The organism is Micromonospora sp. NBC_00389, assembly GCF_036059255.1.
Classification (GTDB): domain Bacteria; phylum Actinomycetota; class Actinomycetes; order Mycobacteriales; family Micromonosporaceae; genus Micromonospora.
In genome coordinates, this window is the sequence record NZ_CP107947.1 from 231,396 (window position 1) to 254,196 (window position 22,801).

Annotated in this window: 15 protein-coding genes and 1 tRNA gene; 5 read left to right on the top strand and 11 right to left on the bottom strand. The window is 72.4% G+C overall.

The features are described from left to right. Positions 1–27 precede the first annotated feature (27 nt). Together prfA and rpmE are read right to left on the bottom strand one after the other, a co-directional pair. Positions 28–1,116 (bottom strand): peptide chain release factor 1, encoded by a 1,089-nt coding sequence (gene prfA, locus OG470_RS01130; RefSeq protein ID WP_328419863.1) that lies wholly within the window; start codon positions 1,114–1,116, stop codon positions 28–30. Positions 1,117–1,248: 132 nt separating this feature from the next. Further along, on the bottom strand, positions 1,249–1,473 hold the full coding sequence (gene rpmE / locus OG470_RS01135) for a 50S ribosomal protein L31 (protein ID WP_007464546.1): 225 nt from the start codon (positions 1,471–1,473) through the stop codon (positions 1,249–1,251). Between the two features lie 275 nt (positions 1,474–1,748). On the opposite strand from rpmE, the gene OG470_RS01140 reads away from it, so the two are divergent. Then, positions 1,749–2,645: a phosphatase domain-containing protein gene (locus OG470_RS01140; protein WP_328419866.1), complete on the top strand. Its 897-nt coding sequence runs from the start codon at positions 1,749–1,751 to the stop codon at positions 2,643–2,645. A 51-nt stretch (positions 2,646–2,696) separates the two neighbouring features. Here the strand turns inward: OG470_RS01140 and OG470_RS01145 are convergent, their stop codons facing one another. The 9 genes from OG470_RS01145 to argS all read right to left on the bottom strand — a co-directional run bounded on the left by OG470_RS01145 (position 2,697) and on the right by argS (position 20,114). Next, a complete protein-coding gene (locus tag OG470_RS01145) occupies positions 2,697–6,113 on the bottom strand; it encodes a phosphodiester glycosidase family protein (protein ID WP_328419868.1) in 3,417 nt (1,138 codons plus the stop codon). Between the two features lie 154 nt (positions 6,114–6,267). Further along, positions 6,268–8,397 carry a transcription termination factor Rho gene (gene rho, locus OG470_RS01150; RefSeq protein ID WP_328419870.1) on the bottom strand — a complete coding sequence of 710 codons (2,130 nt, stop codon included), beginning with the start codon at positions 8,395–8,397 and terminating at the stop codon, positions 6,268–6,270. A 298-nt stretch (positions 8,398–8,695) separates the two neighbouring features. Then, on the bottom strand, positions 8,696–9,640 hold the full coding sequence (gene thrB, locus OG470_RS01155; RefSeq protein WP_328419872.1) for a homoserine kinase: 945 nt from the start codon (positions 9,638–9,640) through the stop codon (positions 8,696–8,698). A gap of 64 nt (positions 9,641–9,704) precedes the next feature. Further along, complete coding sequence (locus OG470_RS01160) at positions 9,705–10,946, bottom strand: MFS transporter (protein WP_328419874.1); 1,242 nt, start codon at positions 10,944–10,946, stop codon at positions 9,705–9,707. 151 nt (positions 10,947–11,097) lie between these two features. Then, the gene (locus OG470_RS01165) at positions 11,098–14,385 is read right to left on the bottom strand and encodes an efflux RND transporter permease subunit (protein ID WP_328419876.1); all 3,288 of its coding nucleotides are present in this window, start codon (positions 14,383–14,385) and stop codon (positions 11,098–11,100) included. Positions 14,386–14,537: 152 nt separating this feature from the next. After that, complete coding sequence (gene thrC, locus OG470_RS01170; protein WP_328419878.1) at positions 14,538–15,587, bottom strand: threonine synthase; 1,050 nt, start codon at positions 15,585–15,587, stop codon at positions 14,538–14,540. Positions 15,588–15,740: 153 nt separating this feature from the next. After that, the gene (locus tag OG470_RS01175) at positions 15,741–17,051 is read right to left on the bottom strand and encodes a homoserine dehydrogenase (RefSeq protein WP_328426065.1); all 1,311 of its coding nucleotides are present in this window, start codon (positions 17,049–17,051) and stop codon (positions 15,741–15,743) included. Positions 17,052–17,059: 8 nt separating this feature from the next. After that, positions 17,060–18,445, bottom strand: coding sequence for a diaminopimelate decarboxylase (gene lysA / locus OG470_RS01180; protein ID WP_328419880.1), 1,386 nt, complete (start codon positions 18,443–18,445; stop codon positions 17,060–17,062). A gap of 1 nt (position 18,446) precedes the next feature. Next, positions 18,447–20,114 carry an arginine--tRNA ligase gene (gene argS, locus OG470_RS01185; RefSeq protein WP_328419882.1) on the bottom strand — a complete coding sequence of 556 codons (1,668 nt, stop codon included), beginning with the start codon at positions 20,112–20,114 and terminating at the stop codon, positions 18,447–18,449. A 98-nt stretch (positions 20,115–20,212) separates the two neighbouring features. Here argS and OG470_RS01190 point away from each other — a divergent pair, with 98 nt between their 5' ends. The 4 genes from OG470_RS01190 (at position 20,213) to OG470_RS01205 (ending at position 22,793) form a co-directional block, all read left to right on the top strand. Beyond that, entirely contained in the window at positions 20,213–21,025 is an 813-nt protein-coding gene (locus OG470_RS01190; protein ID WP_328419884.1) for a DUF3105 domain-containing protein, read from the top strand. A gap of 8 nt (positions 21,026–21,033) precedes the next feature. Next, a complete protein-coding gene (locus OG470_RS01195) occupies positions 21,034–21,702 on the top strand; it encodes a DUF305 domain-containing protein (protein ID WP_328419886.1) in 669 nt (222 codons plus the stop codon). A 199-nt stretch (positions 21,703–21,901) separates the two neighbouring features. Next, entirely contained in the window at positions 21,902–22,597 is a 696-nt protein-coding gene (locus OG470_RS01200) for a winged helix-turn-helix domain-containing protein (protein WP_328426067.1), read from the top strand. 121 nt (positions 22,598–22,718) lie between these two features. Beyond that, positions 22,719–22,793 (top strand) — tRNA-Arg (locus tag OG470_RS01205). The last annotated feature ends 8 nt before the right edge of the window (positions 22,794–22,801 follow it).

The following is a 22,801-nucleotide window of genomic DNA, read 5'->3' on the forward strand; positions in this document are numbered from 1 at the left end:
TCGCCGGAGGCCGCCGGTGGCGATCCGTCAGCGGCGGGTCAGCTCGGTGTCGCCGGCCAGCCGGGCGGCGCGGTCGGCTTCGCTCAGGGCGTCCAGCACCCCGTCCAGATCCCCGGCGAGCGCCAGGTCCAGGTTGTACGCGGTGTAGCCGATCCGGTGATCGGTGATCCGGTTCTGCGGGAAGTTGTAGGTCCGGATCCGCTCCGAGCGGTCCACCGTGCGCACCTGCGCCTTGCGGGCGTCCGAGGCGGCGGCGTCGGCCTGCTCCTGGGCGGCGGCGAGCAGCCGGGCCCGCATGATCCGCATCGCCTGCTCCCGGTTCTGCAGCTGGGACTTCTCGTTCTGGCAGGAGACGACGATGCCGGTCGGCAGGTGGGTGATCCGCACCGCCGAGTCGGTGGTGTTGACCGACTGGCCACCCGGGCCAGACGAGCGGAACACGTCGATGCGCAGGTCGTTCTGGTCGATGGTGACGTCGACGTCCTCGGCCTCCGGCAGCACCAGCACCCCGGCGGCGGAGGTGTGGATCCGACCCTGCGACTCGGTGACCGGGACACGCTGCACGCGGTGCACGCCGCCCTCCCACTTGAGCCGCGACCAGACGCCGTTGCCGCCCTCCGGGACGCCCTTGGTCTTGATCGACAGCGAGACGTCCTTGACCCCGCCGAGGTCCGAGTCCTGTGCGTCGATCACCTCGGTGATCCAGCCGTGGCGCTCGGCGTACCGGGTGTACATCCGCAGCAGGTCACCGGCGAAGAGCGCGGACTCCTCACCGCCCTCACCGGCCTTGATCTCGACGATCACGTCCTTGGCGTCGTGCGGGTCACGCGGAATGAGCAGCTCGGCGAGGCGCTCCTCCAGGGCCGGCAGGGACGCCGCGATCGCCTCGGTCTCGGCGGCGAAGGAGGGGTCCTCGGCGGCCAGCTCGCGGGCTGCGGCCAGGTCGGCGCGCGCCTGCTCCAGCTCGCCGGCAGCCTTGCGCAACGGCACCAGCTCGGCGTACCGACGGCCGACCCGACGCGCGGTGGCCTGGTCGGCGTGGATGGCCGGATCGGCCAACCGCTTCTCCAGCTCCGCGTACTCGTCGAGGAGACCGGCCAGACGCTCGCTGCTCATGCTGCGGGTGCTCCTTCGAGGGTTGCGGCGCCGGCCGGGCCGGCCGGAGGGCCGGGCGCCAGGCGAAACAGGGCGGAATGCGGACGGCGCCCGCGTCCGGTGGAAAACCGGACGCGGGCGCCGAACGAGAAGTTACTTGGCCTTCTTGGCCTGAACCTTGGCGTACTTCTGCTGGAACTTCGCGACCCGGCCGGCGGTGTCGAGAACGCGCTGCTTACCGGTGTAGAACGGGTGGCAGGCGCTGCAGGTCTCGACGTGGATCGCCCCGCCCTTGGCGGTGCTGCGGGTCGTGAACGTGTTGCCACAGGAGCAGCTGACCTCGGTGGTCACGTACTCCGGGTGGATGTTTGCCTTCATCTTGCCTCGGTCCTCTCGTTGGTGGTCGCCGGGTCGCCGTCACCGCCCGTCGCGCCGTGCACGACGGGCTCGGGCGTGAACCGGAACCGGTGGCCGATTGACCAGTGTGCCATGGGCCTGAGCCGACCCGGCAATCGGGCCGCACACCTCGTCCGGCATCGTCAACACGTGCCTCCCCGTCCGCATTCCCGCCGCTCGGCCGGGCATTCACCCGCCCGGCGGGCCGCGGTCGAGTGCCCCGCCGGGGGTACGCCCGCCGAGCCGAAGAGGAGCCGATGAGCCGCCTGATCGCCACCCGGGGCCTACCCGCGTCCGGCAAGACGACCTTTGCCCGGACCCTTCAGCCGTCCGTGGTCCGGGTCAACCGCGACGACCTGCGCCGGATGCTGCACGGCGAGCGGCTCTTCACCCAGTGGGCGGAGGCGCAGGTGACCGTCGTCCAGCGAGCCCAGGTCGAGGCGCTGCTGCGGGCCCGGGCGGACGTCTGCGTGGACGACACCAACCTGCGCTCGCGGTCGCTGCGGGACTGGGCCGAGCTGGCCGCCCGGTACGGCGCGGAGTTCGAGGTGCACGACTTCACCGACGTGCCGTTGGCCGAGTGCCTGCGCCGGGACGCCGCCCGCCCGGAGGCCGACCGGGTCGGTGCGGACGTGATCTCCCGGCTGCACGAGCGGTACCTGGCGGGGCGGACGCTGCCGTTGCCGGTGCCGCAGGCCCGCCCCGGACGACCCGCCAGCGTCCACCCGCCGTCGACCGAACCGCCGGAGATCGTGCTCGTGGACATCGACGGCACCGTCGCGCTCGCCGTCTCCCGAAGCCCGTACGACATGACCCGGGTTGGCGAGGACCAGCCGAACCCGGCGGTGATCGCGGCGGTCCGGGCGATGCACGCCGCCGGGTACGGGGTGGTCTTCTGCTCCGGGCGGGACGCCTCGGCCCGGGCGGCCACCGAGGCGTGGCTGGCCCGGCACGTCCGGGTCCCCTACCTCGGCCTGCACCTGCGTGCCGTCGGCGACTCGCGCAAGGACGCGATCGTCAAACGGGAGATCTACGACCGGGAGATCCGGGACCGGTACCGGGTGGTCGGTGTCTTCGACGACCGCGTCCAGGTGGTGCAGATGTGGCGGGCCCTCGGTCTCACCGTCTTCCAGGTGGCCGACGGCGACTTCTGACCCGGCGCCGCCCCGCCCCGTGCGGCTCGACGGGGCGGGGCGGCGGCGGGGTCAGGCCGCGGGCGCGGCGGCCCGGGCGGTGAGGGTGATCGCGGTTTCGGCGCGGACGCCGTTGACGGTGACCGCCAGAACCACCGACCCGGGGCGCAGCGCCGTGAGGGTGCCGCTCGCCGGGTCGAAGCGGGCCCTGTGCCACGGGCGTACCCCGGCCGCCGAGCCGATGTGCACGCCCGGCGAGGCCGACCAGTCCGCACTGACCGGTGCGGCCACCGGAACGGTCCGGCCGCCGGGCTGGGTCAGCGTGGCGGTGACCGGTGCCGGGGTGCCGACCGCGACGCTGGCCGGTGCGGTCAGCGCGAGCTGGTCCACGTGCGCGTGGAACTCCACGTCCACCCAGCGGGGTCCCTCGGCGCGCGCGTCGCGCCGGGCCTGGTCCGCCTCGGCCGGGGTGACCGGGTCCACGCCGAACTCCGTCCAGCCGGTGAAGCCGCCCTGGTCCGCCGGCGTGGACGGCGTCTTGCCCGCGTTGCCGTTGATCACGTACGGCACCCCGTCCACCCGCTCGGCGTGGAAGGTGCCGACGTGGCCGCCGACGAAGAGCGCGCCCTTGCCGGTGCGGTGCTGGAAGTCGGCCAGCCACTGCTCCAGCAGCGCCGCCTCCTTGCGGTCGCCGAGCTGGCTGGCCTGCGCCGGGCTGGGGTCGCGCGGCGGGTGGTGGTGCAGCACGACGACCGAGCCGACACGCTTGTCGGTGGCCGCCGCATCCAGCGTCTCGCGCAGCATCCGGACCTGGTCGAAGCCACCGCCCCGCAGCGTCCCGGTGGACGAGTTCAGCGTGACGAACCGGGTGCCGGCGTGGTCGAAGACCCGCGAGGTGGCGCCGAACGCCGCCTGGAAGTTGCTGATCGGGGCGCCCATGATCTCGTGGTTGCCGGGCACGTAGTACCAGGGCAGCGCGTCACCCAACTCCTCGTCGAGGATGCGCTTGGCCAGCGTGAAGTCGGCCGGGTAGGCGGTGTCGACGAAGTCACCGTTGATCAGCAGGAAGTCCGGCCGGGCCGCCTTCACCTCGCGCAGCGTCCGCCGGGCCTGGGCGACCAGGTCGCTGTCCGGGTTCGCGGCGACGAACTGGGCGTCGGAGAGCACGGCGAACCGCCAGGGTGCGCCGTCCACGGTGCCGTCGCGGATCACCACCCGGTCGGTACGCGGCGCCTCCACCGGCACGTCCACCGAGGGCGGCACCTTCGCCACCAGGTCGTCGATGATCACCTCGCTGCGGTACTGCGCGGTGGCGATGGTCTCGGCCACGTAGAACCGGCGCACCCGGACCGGGTACTGCACGCCGGCAGGGACCGCGAACTCCACGTACCGCCAACCGGTCCAGGTGATCAGCGGGCCGCGCAGCACGTGCTGGGTGTCCTGGGCGTCGTGCAGGTGCAGGCTGGGCCACTCCCCGGTGCCGTTGCCGTGGATCCACATGCCGAACGCCTGCGGCTGGCCGGGCACCTCGATCCAGGCCGGCGGGTCGGCGTACGCGGCCCGGGTGCCGGTGGACTGGCTGAAGTCGTACGTCATCCGCAGACCGGTGCCGGTGTGGCCGGGCGCCGGCGCGACCGATCCGCTGGCCCGGGCCTGACTGAACCGCCAGGACGCGGCGTCGTCGAAGTCGGCAACCGGCACGTCGGTCAACCCGACGGTGACCGGCACGACGGTGCTGTTCCGTCCGACGTGGACAGTGATCAGGCCGGAGCCGGTGTCCCGCAGCGCGGTGACGGCGAGGTTGCCGTCCTCGGTGGGGGTGACCCGCAGCAGGTCCCGGTCGTAGTCGAGGGTCAGGTCGGCCGGCTCGATCGGCGCGGTGTTGCCCTCGGCGTCGTAGCCGACCACCCCGACCACGGCGTTGCCGTCCCGGCCGGTGAGCCCGACCCGCTCCACCGTGAGGCCGATCCGTTCCAGCGAGCCGAGCACGGTGAGGCCCAGTGAGCCGGTGGCCCGGCCGCGTGCGGCGGTGACCGTGCTGGTCCCCGACGCGCCAGCGTGGAACACACCGTGCTGGTCGACGCGGCCGCGCGCCGCCGGGGTGGCCCGCCAGGTCGGCGTGCCGGCCGCCGGGCCGTACGTCTCGTCGTAGCCGGCCGCGGTGAGGGTGCGGGTCAGACCGGGAAAGACCCGGTCCGGCCGGCCACCGCGCACCGGTGAGACGCCCGGGGCTGCGGTGGGGTCGCTGGCGGTCTCCACCCAGTAGCCGGTGAGCCGACCGCTGCCCTTCGGCGCGTAGATGGCCAGGCCGTTGGGCACGGGTCGCTCGCTGCCGTCGGAGGGGCTGTTCTCCACCTGCACGGCGGGCGCGCCCGGCTCTCGGGCCAGCAACGTGGACGATCCGCCGCCGTCCAGGTTGAGCGCGTGGTGGGCACCCAGCTCGGCCATCATCCGACCCATCTCGGTCTGAGTCACGCCACGGCTGTCGACCTGCCGACCATCCACCGTCAACATGATCATTTTGCGACCGTCGGCGGTGAAGCCGACCGCGGTGCGTGGGGCCAGCGCAGGGTCGGCGATGCTCTGCACGACGCCGTCGCGGACCAGGACGTTGCCGCCGCCGACCGCCGCGTGCAGGGAGCTGCCGTCGGACGACTTCGGCTGCCAGGCCACCGTCACCGGGTCACCGGGGCGGAGCCCGGCCAGCGCGTCCGCGCCGGCGTCGCGGCCGAGCAGCACGGTGCTGCCGGCGACGATCGGGCCGCTGCCGGCCGCGCCGGCCACCGCGGCCACCCGGCCGCCGGCCACGGTGACCTCGACGACCCGGGCCGCGCCCGCGACCGCCCGCTCCCGGGAGTACGTCCCCCAGAGCTCGGTGAACGCGCCGATGCCGTTGGCCTGCACGATGTTGTTGAACTGGGTCAGCGGCACCGGCCCGCTGGGCAGGGTGGCGGTGCCGTCGAAGTTCACCTCGATCACGCGGCCGAGCCCGTCGGCGGTGACCGCCACCGCGTTGCGGTGACCGCTGACCGCCGACTGGATCAGCTCGCCGTCGCGGATGCCGACGCCCTGGGCGGCCCCGGAGTTGTTGATGTCGAAGAAGTCGCCGTTGACCGCGGCGACCGCGCGCGAGCCGTCCACCGCAGTGCGCAGCGGCTCGGCCCGGCTGACCGCTCCGGAGTTGACGTAGTCGACAGTGGCGCCGCCGGTGAGATCGGTGGTGAGCGCGTCGGCACGCAGCCAGCCATCGGCGTCGTACCGGTCGAAGGAGGTGAGCTGCACGCCCGGCGCGACCGGCCGGGTGGCCTTCGTGGTCTCCAGACCGCCGGCCGGCTCCAGGCCGGCGGCGACGGTCGGGGCGGCGATCGGGGCGGAGACGGCGGTCGGGGCCGGCGGGGCGGCGGTCGCCGGCACCGGAACGGCCAGGGTGAGCAGCGGTGTCAGCAGCAGGACGCCGGTGCGACGGGCGGAACGTCTGCGGGTACGCATGGACGACAGTCAACCCGATAGTGAATAGAAGTTTCAAGATGTACCGACTGAACCGAAGGAAAACTCCACCCCTCGCCACCGGGCGGGGTGGACACGACGAAGGGGCACGGCCGGGTTGGCCGTGCCCCTTCGTCGTCTTGTCACCCGGGGATGGTTACTCCCCCGGCGTCGACTTCGCGATCTGCATCAGGAACTCGATGTTGGTGCGGGACTGCTTGAGCCGGTCCAGCAGCAGGTCCAGCGCCGCCTGCGAGTCCAGCGAGTGCAGCACCTTGCGGAGCTTGTGGATGATGGCCAGCTCCTCCGGCGCGAGCAGGACCTCTTCCTTACGCGTACCGGACGGGTTGATGTCGATGGCCGGGAAGGTTCGCTTGTCGGCGATCTTCCGGTCCAGCTTCAGCTCCGCGTTACCGGTGCCCTTGAACTCCTCGAAGATGACCGTGTCCGCCATGGACCCGGTCTCCACCAGCGCGGTGGCGAGGATGGTCAGCGACCCGCCGTTCTCGATGTTGCGGGCCGCGCCGAGGAAACGCTTCGGCGGGTAGAGCGCGGTGGAGTCGATACCACCCGACATGATCCGGCCGCTGGCCGGCGCCGCCAGGTTGTACGACCGACCGAGCCGGGTCACCGAGTCCAGCAGCACGACCACGTCGTGCCCCAGCTCGACCAGGCGCTTCGCCCGCTCGATCGCCAGCTCAGCGACCGTGGTGTGGTCCTGCGGCGGCCGGTCGAACGTGGCCGCGATGACCTCGCCCTTCACCGAACGCTGCATGTCGGTGACCTCTTCGGGCCGTTCGTCCACCAGCACCACCATCAGGTGGCACTCCGGGTTGTTGCGGGTGATCGCGTTCGCGATCGCCTGCAGCACCATCGTCTTACCCGCCTTCGGCGGCGACACGATGAGCGCCCGCTGGCCCTTGCCGATCGGCATGACCAGGTCGATGACCCGGGTGGTCAGGATGTGCGGCTCGGTCTCCAACCGCAGGCGCTCCTGCGGGTACAGCGGCGTGAGCTTGTAGAACTCCGGCCGGCGCCGCGCCTCCTCCGGCTCCATGCCGTTGATGGTGTCCAGCCGCATCAGCGGGTTGTACTTGTCCCGCCGCTGGTCGCCACTGTTGCCGCCCTCGCGGGCCGCACGCACCGCACCGGTGATCGCGTCACCGCGGCGCAGGCCGTACTTCTTGATCTGGGACATCGAGACGTACACGTCGTTCGGGCCGGCCAGGTAACCGGTCGTCCGCACGAAGGCGTAGTTGTCGAGCACGTCGATGATGCCGGCCACCGGGACGAGCACGTCGTCCTCGCCGACCTGCGGCTCGCGCCCACCGGTGTCGGCACCGGTCTCGGTGCGCTCGCCACGGCCGCGGCGACGGTCCCGGAAGCGGCTGCGCCGGCCACGCCGGCCGCCGCCCTCGCCGTCATCGTCGTCGTTGTCGCGCTCGGCGCGCTGACCACGGTCGTTGCGGTCGCCCCGGTCGTTGCGCTCGGGACGGTCACCACGCTCGTTGCGCTCGGCACGCTCGCCTCGCTCGGCACGGTCACCACGCTCGTTGCGCTCGCCCCGCTCGGCACGCTCGCCCCGGTCGTTGCGCTCGGCACGCTCGCCCCGCTCGGCACGCTCGCCCCGCTCGGGACGCTCTGCCCGGTCGGCACGCTCCACCCGGTCGTTGCGCTCGCCCCGCTCGGCACGCTCTGCCCGCTCGGCACGCTCCGGACGCTCGGCACGCTCTGCGCGCTCCGGACGCTCGGCACGCTCCGCGCGCTCCGGACGCTCGGCACGCTCTGCGCGCTCCGGACGCTCGGCCCGGTCCCGGCGGTTCTCACCCCGGTCGGTCCGCTCGCCGGCCTCCGCCTCGTCGGTGCGTGCCTCAGTGGGACGCGCCTCCGCCGCGGTGGTCCGGCTCCGCCGGGTACGACCCCGGCCCTCGGTCTCGGCGGCCGGCTCGGCCGGCGCCTGGTCGGTGCTGCGTCCCTCGGCCGCCGGACGGTCCACGGTCTCCCGCACCTCCTCACGAGCCGGAGCGGCCGCAGCCGCGACCTCAGCCCGCGGTCGAGGGGTCCCGGCGGCGTTGCCGCCCTGCCGCTCGGAGATCGCGGCGATCAGCTCGCCTTTGCGCATGCGAGCCGTGCCGGAGATGCCGAGCGACGCGGCCAGGCTCTGCAGCTCTGGCAGCAGCATCGCCGACAGACCGGTGCCGCTACGCCGCCGACGGGCGGGAGCGGCGGTGGTGGCATCGCCAGCGACGTTGGAAACATCCGACGTCACGTCGGTGGTGTCGCTCAATGGATTCCTTCCCTCGATAAAGGCCGGGACTGCCCGGAGTCAGAACTCAGGTGGCCGGGCGGCCTCGGTGCACCCGCCTCGCAAGGACGCGTCGCGGGAGTCTGTGACACAGCAGCCGGTCGGTATCCCGACTCACCAAAGGTCGGTGAGCAGGTCTCGCCGTCTGCGGCGACCTGTGGAAACTGCGGTGCGGCGTGAGCCTTGGGCAGGGGTGACGGGCTGACCGCCGAGAGCTTCGGGGGTGCGCCGCCCCGCAGGAGATCGCGTGCTTCGCGGCTGTGCTAGGTCTAGAGCGTAATCAACTCTTCCGACCTGCGGCAACAGGGTCCCGCTCGGCGTGTCCAAGTCTACCCCGGGCAACCCTTGCACCGCTGACGTCTATCGGTAACTGCCAGATCTGCCAATCTGTTCCCATCGGGAAGGCGGCCGGTGGGTCACTGAGCGCCAGGACAGTCGGCCCCGCACCACTGATCACAGCCGCCACACCGGCCGCTCGCAACTCGCTGACCAGGGCGGACGTCCCCGGCATCGCGGGTGCGCGGTAATCCTGGTGGAGCCGGTCGACGGTGGCCGGCAGCAGCAGTGTCGGGTCGGCGGTCAGCGCGTGCACCAGCAGCGCGGCCCGCCCGGCGGTCAACGCGGCGTCGCCGTGCGGCACGGTGGCCGGCAACGCCGCCCTCGCGGTCGCGGTCAGCCCGCGCTCCGCCGGAACGAAAACAGTGGGCCGGACCCCGTCAGCGACCGGCAGGGACACCGCGCGGGCGCCGGTCGACTCGGACCAGGCCAGCGTGAAGCCCCCGAGCAGGCACGGCGCGACATTGTCCGGATGGCCCTCGATCTCGGCGGCCAGCCGGAGAACGGCCGCGTCGTCCAGCCGGCGCTCCCCATCGGTGACCAGGGCGCGAGCCAGCAACACACCGGCGACGATCGCGGCGGACGAGGAGCCCAACCCACGCGCCTGCGGGATCCGGTTGACGCACTCCACGCTCAGCCCCTCGGGCTGGGCACCGAGCACGTCGAAGGCGGCCCGCATCGCCCGCACCACCAGGTGCCGGTCGTCGTCGGGCAGCTCACCGGCCCCCTGCCCGGTCACCGTCACCCGGACCCCACCCGAGGTGACCTCGGCGGCCAGGTCGTCGTAGAGGCCGAGGGCGAGACCGAGCGCGTCGAAGCCCGGGCCCAGGTTGGCACTGGTCGCGGGGACCCGGACCCGGACCGGCCCGGCGGTGAAGTTCGTCGGCACGGGCTCATGCTAGGGGTCGGCACCGACGTTCCGGTCCTGCGCCCGCAGCGTGGGACCGGCGCGCTCAGCCGGCCGGGTCGGGAACCGGCTCGGCAGCCGGGGTGGTGAGCGAGAGTCGGCGGGTGGCGATCCGCCAGCCGACCGCGTACACGAGGGTGACCAGCCCACAGCCGGCCAGCACCACCCGCTCGTCCACCACGTCCACCACCAGGGCCACGGCCAGTTGGCTCACCGAGATGGCCAGCGTCGCGAGCATCATGTCGGTGGCGAAGACTCGCCCCCGCAACCGATCCGGCACCTCGCCCTGCAGGGCGAAGTTCGACATCACCCAGTTGCTCCCGCCCGCGAAGTGCGCCACGAAGACCAGCAGCAGCACCAAGGGGAACCAGCGGACCACCGACGCGCCCAGGTAGGACAGGCCGTAGAGCGACATGGACAGCGCCAGCCCGGGCAGCAGCCAGGACCGGTTGGTCAGCACCCGACGCATCAGGATCGGCCCCACCAGAGCCCCCGCCCCGCGCACCGCGAAGAGCAGGCCAGCGCCCAGCGAGCCGACCCCGTACACGCCGGCGAGCAGCGGGAACACGGTCAGCACCCCGTTGCCCAGGCCGACCGCCGACTTCACCGTGACCAGCGCCAGCACCCGCGGCCGGTGCCCGATGTAGCCGAGTGCCTCGCGGACCGCCGGCCAGGTCCGCTGGGCCGGCCGGTCGGCGTCCCGGGGCGCCTGCAGGGGCCGGCGGATCCGTGTGGCGAGACCCGCGGCCAGCGCCAGGCCCACCGCCGCAACCCAGAAGCAGACGTACGGGCCGGCAGCCGAGCTGAGTACGCCGCCGAGCGAAGCGCCGACCACCGTCATGGTGCCCCAGGCTGAGCCGGCCACCGCGTTACCGGCCGCCAGCTCGCCCGGCTCCAGCACGTTGGGCAGCGCGGCCTGGGCGGCCGGCGAGTAGAACGCCTTGGCGACCGCCACCACCCCGATCGCCACCAGCGCCAGCCAGGCCGTTCCGTCCCGGACGCCGAGCAGCAGCAGCACGCCCACCAGCGCCGCCACGTTCGCGGCGATCATGATCTTCCGCCGGTCGAACCGGTCGGCCACCGTGCCGGTGTACGGCAGCAGCAGCGCCACGATGCCGGTGTCCACCGCCAGCACCAGCGCGCCCCAGACCCCGCTGCCGGTCAGCTGGGGCAGCAACACCAGCAGCGGCACCATGACGAACCAGTCGGCACCGAAGACCACCAGCTCGGCGAGGAACAGGTTACGGAAGCTCCGGTTGCCGGTGAGAACCGAGAGGGTGGACGCCACGGAGCAGGACCCTACCCGGATGACAGGGCTCTATTTCGGCGCGACCAGCCACGACCGGTCCCGGGATCCACCCGGAGCCGGCCGGCCTCGGAAGCCGGAACGCCCCCGGCGGGTCGGAACCCGCCGGGGGCGTTTCACCGTGCCGGTCCGACTACTCGGTCGGCTCCGACGGAGGCAGCGGCGAGGTACGGCTGCGCGGCAGCCGCAGCACCTCGAACTGGTCCGTGCCGTCCACCAGCGCACCCGACGGGGCGGGTCGCCCCGCCGCCGGCTGCGATCCCTCGGTCTGCGCCGCTGCCGGCGCACCGGACGGCACCGCGACCTGGTTCGGGCCGGCCGGCTCGTCGGTCTCCGGTCCGGTCGAGCCGGTCACCGCCGGCTGGCCGGAGCGCCGCTGGCGGCGCCGCTCCCGCAGCGACTCCTTGGTGCGCTCCACCATCGTGTACAGCGTCGGCACCAGGATCAGGGTGAGCAGCGTCGAGCTGAGCAGGCCACCGATCACCACGACCGCCAGCGGCTGGGAGATGAAGCCGCCCTCGCCGGTCAACCCGAGCGCCATCGGCAGCAGCGCGAAGATGGTCGCGACCGCGGTCATCAGGATCGGGCGCAGCCGGCGCCGGCCACCCTCGACCACCGCCTCCCCGACTCCCATGCCCCGGGCCCGGTACTGGTTGATCAGATCCAGCAGCACGATCGCGTTGGTCACCACGATGCCGACCAGCATCAGCACGCCGATCAGCGCCGGCACGCCGAGCGGCGTCCCGGTCACCAGCAGCAGGCCGATCGCGCCGGTCGCCGCGAACGGGATGGAGATCAGCAGGATCAGCGCCTGGGTGAGGCTCCGGAACGTCGCCACCATGATCAGGAACACGATCGCGATCGCGGCCAGCACAGCCAGGCCCAGGTCGCCGAACGCGTCCGCCTGGTCCGCGCTGACCCCACCGATGGTGAAGGTCGCCCCGGGCACGTCGATGCCGTCCAGCCGCTTCTGCAGCTCCTGGCTGGTCGCGCCCAGGTTCGAGCCGGTCGCCGTGCCGGTCACCGAGACGCTGCGCTCACCGTCGATCCGGCTGACCTGCTGCGGCCCCTCGACCCGGGTGACCTTCGCGATGTCGCCCAGCTTGACCGGACCGATCGGCAGGGCGTTCAACTGCTCCACCGACACCGGCGGCTGTACGCCCAACCGCAGCACCACGTTCTGCTGCTGGCCGTCGAGCGTGACCTGGCCCAGCGGCGCCCCACGGAACGCCTGCGACACGAACTGACCCACCGCGGCCTCGGTGAGCCCGACCCGACCGGCGGCGACCCGGTCGACGGTCACGTCGACCCGCGGTACCTGCGCGGCAAGGCTGGTGGTGACGTCCGCGACGTCCGGCACCCCGGCCATCGCCGTCCGGGCCGCCTCAGCGGCCCGGGTCAGCACCTCCGGGTCGCTGGCCTGGACGACCACCTCAAGCTGGCTGGTCGAGGCGTCCTGCCCGCCGCCGAAGGTGACCTCGCCCAGTCCGGTGCCGAGCGTGTCGAACTCCTTGCGCAGCACCTCGCGCATCTGCTTCGCGTCGGTGTCCCCGTTCAGCGCCACCGACCACGTCGCGATGTTGTTGCCGCCGCCCGCGAACGGGTTGTCCCCGCCGCCGGCGGTCACCTGGTAGGTCTCGACCCCGTCGGTACGCCCGAGCACCGTCTCGACCTGCTTGGCCGCCGCGTCGGTGGCGGCCAGGCCGCTACCCGCCGGCAACTCCTGCTGGAAGCTGAGCGTGTCCTGGCCGGAGTCGTCCAGGAAGTTGGTCTCCAGCTTCTGGGACAGACCGAAGGTGCCGAAGAGCACCAGCAGGCCGAGACCGACGGTGATCCAGCGGGTGGACCGCTTGCGGGTGGCGAACCCGATCACCGGCAGGTACGCCCGCTGCAAGGGGCTGCGCAGCTCCTTCTCCTCCGCGCCGCGCCGCACCGCCTCGTCGTCGACGGTGCCCCCGCGCGGCTTGAGGAACCAGTACGCCAGCACCGGGATCACGGTCAGCGACACCAGCAGCGAGGCGAGCAGCGCCACCGTCACGGTGATCGCGAACGGCGCGAAGAGCTGCCCGACGAACCCGCCGACCAGCGCGATCGGCGCGAACACCGCGACCGTGGTGAGGGTGGACGCGGTCACCGCGCCAGCCACCTCACGGACGCCGGTGATGATCGCGTGCTGCTTCTCCTCGCCGTACTCGAGATGCCGTTTGATGTTTTCCAGCACCACGATCGAGTCGTCCACCACCCGGCCCACCGCGATGGTCAGCGCGCCGAGGGTGAGCAGGTTGAGCGAGTAGTCGCCGATCCAGAGAGCGATCAGTGCCACCAGCACGGAGAGCGGGATGGAGACCGCGGTGACCACGGTCGAGCGCACCGACAGCAGGAAGACCAGGATGACGATGACCGCCATCAGCAGGCCCAGCAGGCCCTCGGTGGTCAGCGACTCGATCGACTTCTCGACGAACGGCGCCTGGTCGAAGACCACGGTCAGCTCGGCGCCGGAGGCGTCCTTCAGGTCGGCCAGCTTGTCCCGGATCTCGTGCGAGATCTCCACGGCGTTGCCGTCCGGCGCCGCGGTGACCGCGATGCCGAGACTGTCCTGGCCGTTGGTCCGGGTGATCGCGGTGGCCGGGGCGACCTGCTGCTCGACGGCCGCCACGTCACCGAGACGGACCGGGCGCGCGCCGGGGGCGACCACGATGCCGCGCAGGTCGTCCAGGGTGGCGACCGGCGTGCCAACCTGCACCGGGAGGGCCAGGCTGCCGTCGTTCACCGCGCCGGCCGGGATCGTCACGCCGTTGGTCTTCAGCGCGGCGCCGATCGCCGTGGGCTGGAGCTTCGCCGCGGCGAGCTTGGCCGGGTCCGGGGTGACCACCACGACGTCGTCGCGGGTCCCGGTCACATCGACCGTGCGGACCCCCTCGATCCCCTCCAGCTCCGGCACCACCGTGTCGCGCAGCTTCTCGGCGAGCGCCCGCTGGTCCGCCCCGCCGGCCGCAGCCAGCACCACCGCCGGCAGGTCGTCGGTGCTGCCCGCGATGACCTGCGGATCGACGCCCTCCGGCAGCTGGGCGTCGATGCGGCTCAGCGCGGTCTGCATCTTGTTGACCATGTCGTCCAGGTCGGTGCCGAACTCGTACTGCACCTGGACGGTGGCCGACCCCTCGCGGGAGGTGGAGGTGACCTTGTCCAGACCGGGGATGCTCTGGAGGGCGTTCTCGATCGGCTCGGTCACCTGCGACTCGACGATCTCGGGTCCGGCGCCGGGGTAGGGGGCCACGATGAACGCGGCCGGGAATTCGAGCGACGGCAGCAGTTGCTGCTTCAGCGACGGTACGGCGAACGCTCCGAACGCCGTGATCACCACCGCGATGAGGGCAACCAGCCCTCGGTTGGCGAGGCTGAATCTGGCGAGCAGCGACATCGGCCTGGCTCACTCCTGAAAGAGAATGCGGGTGGGGATACCCGAAAGTGTGCCGGACTCGATCACCCCGACCCTCGCCGGCCCCACGCCGGCCACGTTTCCGGAGCCGGCCGCCGCCGAGACCGGCGGCGATGCGGCGGCGCGCTGGCCGCTCAGGCCAGGTCGAGGGCGCGGGCCGCGGCCAGCGGGTCGTTCGCGATGGTCAGCGGAGCGGGCGCCGTGGAGATCGCCCACTCCGGGTCCTTCAGACCATGGCCGGTCACCGTGCAGACCACCGTCGAGCCCGGCGGCACCGCACCCGCCGCGGCCTGCTGGAGCAGGCCGGCCACGCTGGCCGCGCTGCCCAGCTCGACGAAGACCCCCACCTCGCGGGCGAGCAGCCGGTACGCGGACAGGATCTCCCGGTCCGTCACCGCCGCGATCAGGCCACCCGAGGCGTCGCGGGCGTCCAGCGCCTTGGTCCAGCTCGCCGGGTTGCCGATCCGGATCGCGGTGGCGATGGTCGACGGCTCCGGCACCACCTGGCCGGTCACGATCGGGGCCGCGCCGGCGGCCTGGAAGCCGTACATCTTCGGGGCCCGGGTGGTGGCGCCGGCGGCGTGCTCCTCCGCGTACCCCATCCAGTAGGCGGCGATGTTGCCGGCGTTGCCGACCGGCAGGCAGTGGATGTCGGGCGCGTCACCGAGCGCCTCGACGATCTCGAAGGCGGCGGTCTTCTGCCCGTGCAGCCGGTCGATGTTGACCGAGTTGACCAAGGCGACCGGGTAGTCCTGGGCGAGCTTGGCGGCCGTCGCGAGACAGTCGTCGAAGTTGCCGCTCACCTGGAGCAGCTTCGCGCCGTGCACCAGCGCCTGGGCCAGCTTGCCCAGCGCGATCTTGCCCTGCGGCACCAGCACCGCGCAGGTCAGCCCGGCCCGGGCCGCGTACGCCGCGGCAGAGGCGCTGGTGTTGCCGGTGGAGGCGCAGATGATGGCCTTGTTGCCGGCCTCGACCGCCTTGGAGACCGCGAGGGTCATCCCGCGGTCCTTGAACGAGCCGGTCGGGTTGGCGCCCTCCACCTTGAGGTGCACGTCGCAGCCGAGCCGGGCGGAGAGCACCGGCGCGGGCAGCAGTGGGGTGTTCCCCTCGTGCAGCGTGACGACGGGCGTGGCCGCGGTGACCGGCAGCCGATCCCGGTACGCCTCGATCAGACCCCGCCACATGTCGCTCTCCTCGCCTCTACCGCCGTGCCGACCTGAGCATTTCCAGGCCACCCTGGACCAGCCTGCCGGAGCGACCGGTGGCGCACCCCGGGTTACCCACCTGGCGGGACGCGAGGGCCGCGCACGGCCTGCCCCACCACCGGGGTCAACGACTCACGCGCCGCCCTCGACCCGCAGCACGCTGGTCACCGACCGGACGATGTCCAGACCACGAAGCTCGCCCACGGTGGCGGCGAGCGCGGCGTCCGGTGCCACGTGGGTGACGATGACCAACTCGGCGTCGCCGTCCCGGCCGGGCACCCCGCCCGCCGAGCCCTGCCGCACGGTCGCGATCGACACGTCGTGCCGGGCGAACACGCCAGCCACCGCGGCCAGCACACCCGGACGGTCGGCCACGTCCAGGCTGACGTGGTAGCGGGTCAGCGCCTCGCCCATCGGCCGCACCGCCAGGTCGGCGTACGCGCTCTCGCTGGCCGCGCGCACCCCGGCGAGCCGGTTTCGGGCCACCGCCACCACGTCGCCGAGGACGGCGCTGGCCGTCGGCGCGCCACCCGCGCCCCGGCCGTAGAACATCAGCTCCCCGGCCGCGTCCGCCTCCACGAAGACCGCGTTGAACGCGTCGCCGACGCTGGCCAGCGGGTGGCTGCGCGGGATCATCGCCGGGTGCACCCGGACGCTGACCGTGTCCCGGCCGGCCGGGTCGACGCCGCGGGCCGCGATGCAGAGCAGCTTGATCGTGCAGCCCATCGCCTGGGCGCTGGCCACGTCCGCGGCGGTGACCTCGGTGATGCCCTCCCGGTGCACGTCGGCGGCACCGACCCGGGTGTGGAACGCCAGCGAGGCGAGGATCGCCGCCTTGGCCGCCGCGTCGAAGCCCTCCACGTCGGCGGTCGGGTCGGCCTCCGCGTACCCCAGCTCGGTGGCCTCCTCCAATGCCTCGGCGAAGCCGGCGCCGGTGGCGTCCATGGCGGAGAGGATGAAGTTGGTGGTGCCGTTGACGATGCCGGTGACCCGGTTGATCCGGTCGCCGTGCAGCGACTCGCGCAGCGGGCGCAGCAGCGGGATGGCCCCGGCCACGGACGCCTCGTAGTAGAGGTCGCCGCCGCCCTCGGCCGCCGCGTCGTGCAGCGCCACGCCGTCCTCGGCGAGCAGCGCCTTGTTGGCGGTGACCACGCTCTTGCCGGCGCGCAGCGCCTCGACCAGCCAGGTCCGGGCCGGCTCGATGCCGCCGACCACCTCGATCACCACGTCCACGTCGTCGCGCTTGATCAGGCCGAGCGCGTCGGTCGTGAACAGGGTGGGGTCGACCGGCAGGTCACCGCGGTCACGGCCGAGTCGGCGGACGGCGATGCCGGCGATCTCCAGCGGAGCGCCGATCCGGGCGGCCAGGTCGGTCCCCTGCTCGTGCAGCAGCCGGACCACCTCCTGACCGACCGTGCCGCAGCCGAGCAGTGCCAAGCGCACAGGTGACGTCATCCCACATCCAAAGCCAGCAGATCCTCTTCGGTCTCCCGCCGGACGATCAGACGCGCCTGGCCGTCGCGCACCGCGACCACCGGTGGCCGGGGTACGTGGTTGTAGTTGCTGGCCATGCTGCGGCAGTAGGCACCGGTGCCGGGCACCGCGACAAGATCTCCGGCCTGCACGTCGGCGGGCAGGAATTCATCCTTCACCACGATGTCCCCGGACTCACAGTGCTTTCCCACCACGCGGGCGAGCATCGGCTCGGCGGTGGAGGCACGGGAGGCCAGCGTCGCCGAGTAGGACGCGTCATAGAGCGCCGTCCGGATGTTGTCGCTCATCCCGCCGTCGACGCTGACGTACGTGCGGATGCCGTCGAGGTCCTTGACCGTGCCGACCTCGTAGAGGGTGAACACGGACGGCCCGACAATGGCCCGCCCCGGCTCGATGGAGAGCCGCGGCACGGCCAGATTCTCCGCCGCGCACTCCGAGTCGACGATCTTGCGCAGCCGCTTGGCCAGGTCCTGCGGAGCGGCCGGGTCGTCCTGGGTGGTGTAGGCGATGCCGAAGCCGCCGCCCAGGTCCAGCTCGGGCAGTTCGACCCCGCGCGCGTCGCGGATCTGCGCCTGGAGGGCGAGCACCCGGCGGGCGGAGACCTCGAAGCCGCTGGCGTCGAAGATCTGCGAGCCGATGTGCGAGTGCAGCCCGCGCAACTCCAGTACGTCCTCGTCGAGGATCTTGAAGGCGGCCGACGCGGCCGCCCCGCCGGCCAGCGAGAAGCCGAACTTCTGGTCCTCGTGGGCGGTGGCGATGAACTCGTGGGTGTGCGCCTCGACGCCGACGGTGACCCGGACCAGCACCCGGGGGCGGACCCCCCGCTCGCGGGCCAGCGCGGTCAGCCGGTCGATCTCGGTGAACGAGTCGACGATGATCCGCCCCACCCTGGCGTCCAGTGCCCGGCTCAGCTCGGCCACCGACTTGTTGTTGCCGTGAAAGCCGATCCGCTCCGGCGGCATCCCGGCCGCCAGCGCGGTGGCCAGCTCGCCGCCGGTGCAGACGTCGAGGTGCAGCCCCTCCTCGGCGATCATCCGGACCACCGCCCGGCAGAGGAACGCCTTGCCGGCGTAGTAGACGTCCTCGGTCGGGAAGGCCGCCCGAAAGTCCCGGCAGCGTGACCGCAGGTCGTCCTCGTCGAGGACGTACACCGGGGTGCCGAACTCGGCCGCGATGTCGCGGACGCTCAGGCCCGCGACGGCGACCGCGCCGTCGGCGCCGCGCGTCACCGTGCGTGGCCACAGCGCCGGCACGAGGGCGTTGACGTCCTGTGGGGTACGCAGCCAGGCCGGCCCCTGGTTGCTGATGTCCGCGTGCAGCGCACCAGCCTCATGAGCCCTCATGTCACATCCTCTCGGGTGCGGAGACGCCGAGCAGGTGCAGACCGTTGGCGATCACCGTGCGGGTGGCGTTGTTGAGCCAGAGCCGGGCCCGGTGCAGGTCGGTGACCTCCTCGTCGCCCAACGGCAGCACCCGGCAGTTGTCGTAGAACCGGTGGAAGGAGGCGGCGACGCTCTCCTCCAGGTAGCGGGCCACCCGGTGCGGCTCGCGCAGCTCGGCGGCGGTGGCGACCACCGCCGGGAACTCGGCGAGCGCCTTGAGCAGCTCGTTCTCCTTCTCGTGCCCGAGCAGCTCGGGGCGGAAATCGTCGGCGCCGCCCTGGAGCAGCCCCACCTCGGCGGCGTTGCGGGCCACGCCCGCCGTCCGGGCGGCGACGTACTGCACGTAGTAGACCGGGTTGTCACGGGTGGCCCGGGTCCACAGCTCGATGTCGATGTCGATCGGGGAGTCGCTGGAGTAGCGGGCCAGCGCGTACCGGGAGGCGTCCACCCCGATCGCCTCGACCAGGTCCTCCAGGGTGATCACAGTGCCGGCCCGCTTGCTCATCCGCACCGGGGCGCCGTCGCGCAGCAGGTTGACCAGCTGCCCGATCAGGATCTCCAGGTTGCGCTCCGGGTCGTCGCCGAAGCAGGCGGCCATCGCCTTCATCCGGCCGATGTAGCCGTGGTGGTCGGCGCCCAGCATGATCACAACCCGCTCGAAGCCGCGCTCCCGCTTGTCCAGGTAGTAGGCGCAGTCCGCGGCGAAGTACGTCCACTCGCCGTTGGACTTGCGCAGCACCCGGTCCTTGTCGTCGCCGAAGTCGGTGGTCCGCAACCAGGTGGCGCCCTCGGACTCGTAGACCTGGCCCTGCTCACGCAGCCGGGCCAGGGCGAGGTCCAGCTCACCTCGGTCGTGCAGGTCCTTCTCGTTGAAGTAGGTGTCGAACTCCACCCCGAAGTCGCGCAGCGAGGAGCGGATCTCGTCGAACATCAGCGCGACGCCCTCGACCCGGAACACCTCCTGGGCGGCGGCGTCGTCCAGGGTCAGCACGTCCGGCCGACGGGCCTGCACCTCGGCGGCGATCTCCCCGATGTACGCCCCGCCGTAGCCGTCCTCGGGCGCGGACTGGCCGTTGGCGGCGGCGAGCAGCGAGCGGGCGAACCGGTCGATCTGCGACCCGGCGTCGTTGAAGTAGTACTCCGTGCCCACCTCGGCGCCGGTGGCCCGCAGCAGCCGGCTGAGCGCGTCACCGACGGCCGCCCAGCGGACCCCGCCGATGTGCACCGGGCCGGTCGGGTTGGCCGACACGAACTCCAGGTTGATCTTTTCGCCGGCAAGCCGGTCGCTGCGGCCGTACTCCGCGCCGGCCTCGACGATCACCCGGGCGAGCTGGCCGGCGGCGGCCGCGTCCAGCCGGATGTTCAGGAAGCCTGGGCCGGCGATTTCCACCGACTTGACCCCGGGTGCCCGGCCCAGCTCGTCGGCCAGCGCGGCGGCCAGCTCGCGCGGCGGAACGCCCACCTTCTTGCTCAACTGCAGGGCGAGCGTGGAGGCGTAGTCGCCGTGCTCGGGGTTGCGGGGTCGCTCCACCGCCGTACGCTCCGGCAGCGCGGCCTGGTCCAGGCCACGCTCGCTGAAGACGGCGCGGGCAGCGGTGAGGACGACCGAGGCGAGTTCTGCAGGAGTCACCCAGCCATGTTATCGGGGGTAGACTCGGGCACTCGGCGGCTACCCACCGCGTCATCCGGCCCGCCAACATCCCTGACCGACCGACTTGACGAGGCACGATGAGCATCAGCACCCCCGGTGGCCCTGAGCGCCGCCCGACCGTGGTCAGCACCGGCAAGAAGCCGGCCGCAGGCCGGCCGGCGTCCGGCGCCAAGGCCGGTTCCGGCAAGCCGGCGGGCAAGCCTGCGGGCACTCCGCGGGCAGGTGGCAAGGGCCCCCGCAAGCCGGTCACCCCGGTCAAGGTGAGCCAGGGCCGCGCGTGGGGCCCGATCGCGCTCTTCGTCGCCGTGGGCGTGCTCGCCGCCGGCATCATCGGGTACGGCGCCTGGGCGTCGTTCCAGGGTGCCAAGCCGTGGGACAAGCGGGCGAATGCCATCGACGGCATCGTCAACTACCGCAAGTCGGACCCGGAGAGCCTCAAGTACGAGGCACACAAGTCCGGCCCGCTGACCTACAAGTACTCGCCGCCGGTGGGCGGGGTGCACAACGCCACCTGGCAGAACTGCATGGGTGACGTGTACGACGCCCCGATCGCCAGCGAGCACGCGGTGCACAGCCTGGAGCACGGCGCCGTCTGGGTCACCTACCGGCCGGGCCTGCCGCAGGACCAGATCGACAAGCTCGCCGGCAAGGTCCGCGGCGTCGAGAAGATGATGATGAGCCCGTACGAGGGCCTGGACAAGCCGATCTCGCTTCAGGCGTGGGGCTTCCAGCTCAAGGTCGACAACGCCGACGACGCGCGGATCGACGAGTTCATCAAGGACCTGCGGGTGAACGCCTCCATCGAGGGCCCGACCGCGCTGTGCAACACCGGCGTCACCGCCACCGGCACCACGCCGCGTGACCTCGACTCCCAGATGCCCACCCAGTAAGGACGGCGATGACTGCTCCCGCCACCACTGACAGCGAGCACGACGAGGCTCCGGCCGCCCCGGACCAGGGCGGCCAGGCCCCGGCGCGGCGCTACGGCGTGCTGGCGCTGACCGCCATGCTCGTGGTGGGCCTGCTGCTCGGGTTCGGCGGCGGCCTGCTCACCCCGGGGCTCACCCGACCGGGTGACACCTCGGTGGAGGCGGGCTTCGCGCGGGACATGACCACGCACCACACCCAGGCGGTGGAGATGAGCCTGACCGCGTACCGGTCGGCGACGCTGCCCGGGGTGCGGCAGATGGCAGTCGACATCGCCAGCGGGCAGCAGGGCGAGATCGGCGCCATGCAGACCTGGCTGCGGCAGTGGGAGCTGAGCCCGACCGGGTCGCAGCCGCCAATGTCGTGGATGTCCGACGGGGCCACTGTCAAGGACGGGCTGATGCCGGGGATGGCCACCCCGCAGGAGATGGCCGCCCTGCGTGACGCCCAGGGCATCGAGGTCGACCGGCAGTTCCTGGACCTGATGATCAATCATCACCTGGGCGGCATCCACATGATCGACGCGGTGCTCGGCGAGACCGACAACGCCGAGGTGCTGCGGGTGGCGCGGACCATGAAGTCCACCCAGCAGAGCGAGCTGAACAACCTCCGGCAGCTCCAGGCGCAGGCCAAGGGCTGACCTACCGGACGGGCGCATCGGGCCCGCGTCACCGCCGTGGACCGGCGGGGCGCGGGCCCGCATCATGTGGTGGGAACGACCCCCTCTTGTCCCTGAAATCCTGTATGGGCGTTTTGAGCGGTGCAACCGATTACGTTGCTTAGAGAGTTTTCTCCGCACATATCGTGACCAGTTGCGATTCGGGCTCGTTGCGCAGGACGTGGGGGTTGCACTCAGAGACGCACGGCGTTCGGTCACCAGCTGGTGCCGGCGCCACACCATCGGCGGTGACGGGGCGGTGGCAGCCGTCCGTCGCGGACAGCGGCAGGGCGAGCCGGGAATGCTCAGCCGCGAACAGGAACTCGAACTGATCGACGCGCTCCGGGGCGTCCACCCCGACGAGTTCGGCCTGGACGAGGAGCTGTGGACGCGGCAGAGCCTCACCACGCTCATCCAGCGCCGGTTCGACCTGCCGCTGGACGCGGGGGCGGTCGGGGCGTACCTGCGGGCCTGGGGGTTGGGTCCGCGGGAGCCGCGCGAGCGGGCCTGCGGGCTCTGCGTCAGCGCGGTCGAGCGCTGGGTACGCAGCGAGTACCCGGCGATCACCCGGGCCGCCCAGGAGCACCTCGCCGAGGTCTACTGGCTCGGGCGGGTCCGGCTGCGCGGCACCATGCCGGCGGCCGACGTGATCTCCGCCGTCTCGTCCCGCGGTCGGGTGCGCTTCATGATCACCACGCCGACGGTGGACCCGCCGCTGCCCCGCGACTTCGTGCTGCGACTCAGTGGGGAGGAGCAGCGCACCGTGCACCTGATCGTGGACGGCTCCTGGCCGCGCAACGAGTGGCCCCGGCGACTCCCCCGGCGGATCGTGCTTCACCCGCTGCCCAGCTGCGGTCGGGTGATCGCCGCCGCCTGACCGCCCCGGGCGGTCGGGCGGCTGACCACCAGGGCGATCGGGCGGTTGGCGACACGATCGGGTCACCGGATACCGATTCGGCGTTCACGGAGGAGGTTTGCTAGTCTTCTCCAGTCGCTGAGCCCCCGTAGCTCAGGGGATAGAGCACCGCCCTCCGGAGGCGGGGGCGCAGGTTCGAATCCTGCCGGGGGCACCATCGTTAAA

Excerpts from the sequence above, each read along its gene's own strand:
- rpmE (WP_007464546.1), bottom strand. The coding sequence starts at position 1,473 with ATGAAGGCAAACATCCACCCGGAGTACGTGACCACCGAGGTCAGCTGC.
- prfA (WP_328419863.1), bottom strand. The coding sequence starts at position 1,116 with ATGAGCAGCGAGCGTCTGGCCGGTCTCCTCGACGAGTACGCGGAGCTG.
- OG470_RS01190 (WP_328419884.1), top strand. The coding sequence starts at position 20,213 with ATGAGCATCAGCACCCCCGGTGGCCCTGAGCGCCGCCCGACCGTGGTC.
- OG470_RS01165 (WP_328419876.1), bottom strand. The coding sequence starts at position 14,385 with ATGTCGCTGCTCGCCAGATTCAGCCTCGCCAACCGAGGGCTGGTTGCC.
- OG470_RS01140 (WP_328419866.1), top strand. The coding sequence starts at position 1,749 with ATGAGCCGCCTGATCGCCACCCGGGGCCTACCCGCGTCCGGCAAGACG.
- OG470_RS01195 (WP_328419886.1), top strand. The coding sequence starts at position 21,034 with ATGACTGCTCCCGCCACCACTGACAGCGAGCACGACGAGGCTCCGGCC.
- lysA (WP_328419880.1), bottom strand. The coding sequence starts at position 18,445 with ATGAGGGCTCATGAGGCTGGTGCGCTGCACGCGGACATCAGCAACCAG.
- thrC (WP_328419878.1), bottom strand. The coding sequence starts at position 15,587 with ATGTGGCGGGGTCTGATCGAGGCGTACCGGGATCGGCTGCCGGTCACC.
- OG470_RS01145 (WP_328419868.1), bottom strand. The coding sequence starts at position 6,113 with ATGCGTACCCGCAGACGTTCCGCCCGTCGCACCGGCGTCCTGCTGCTG.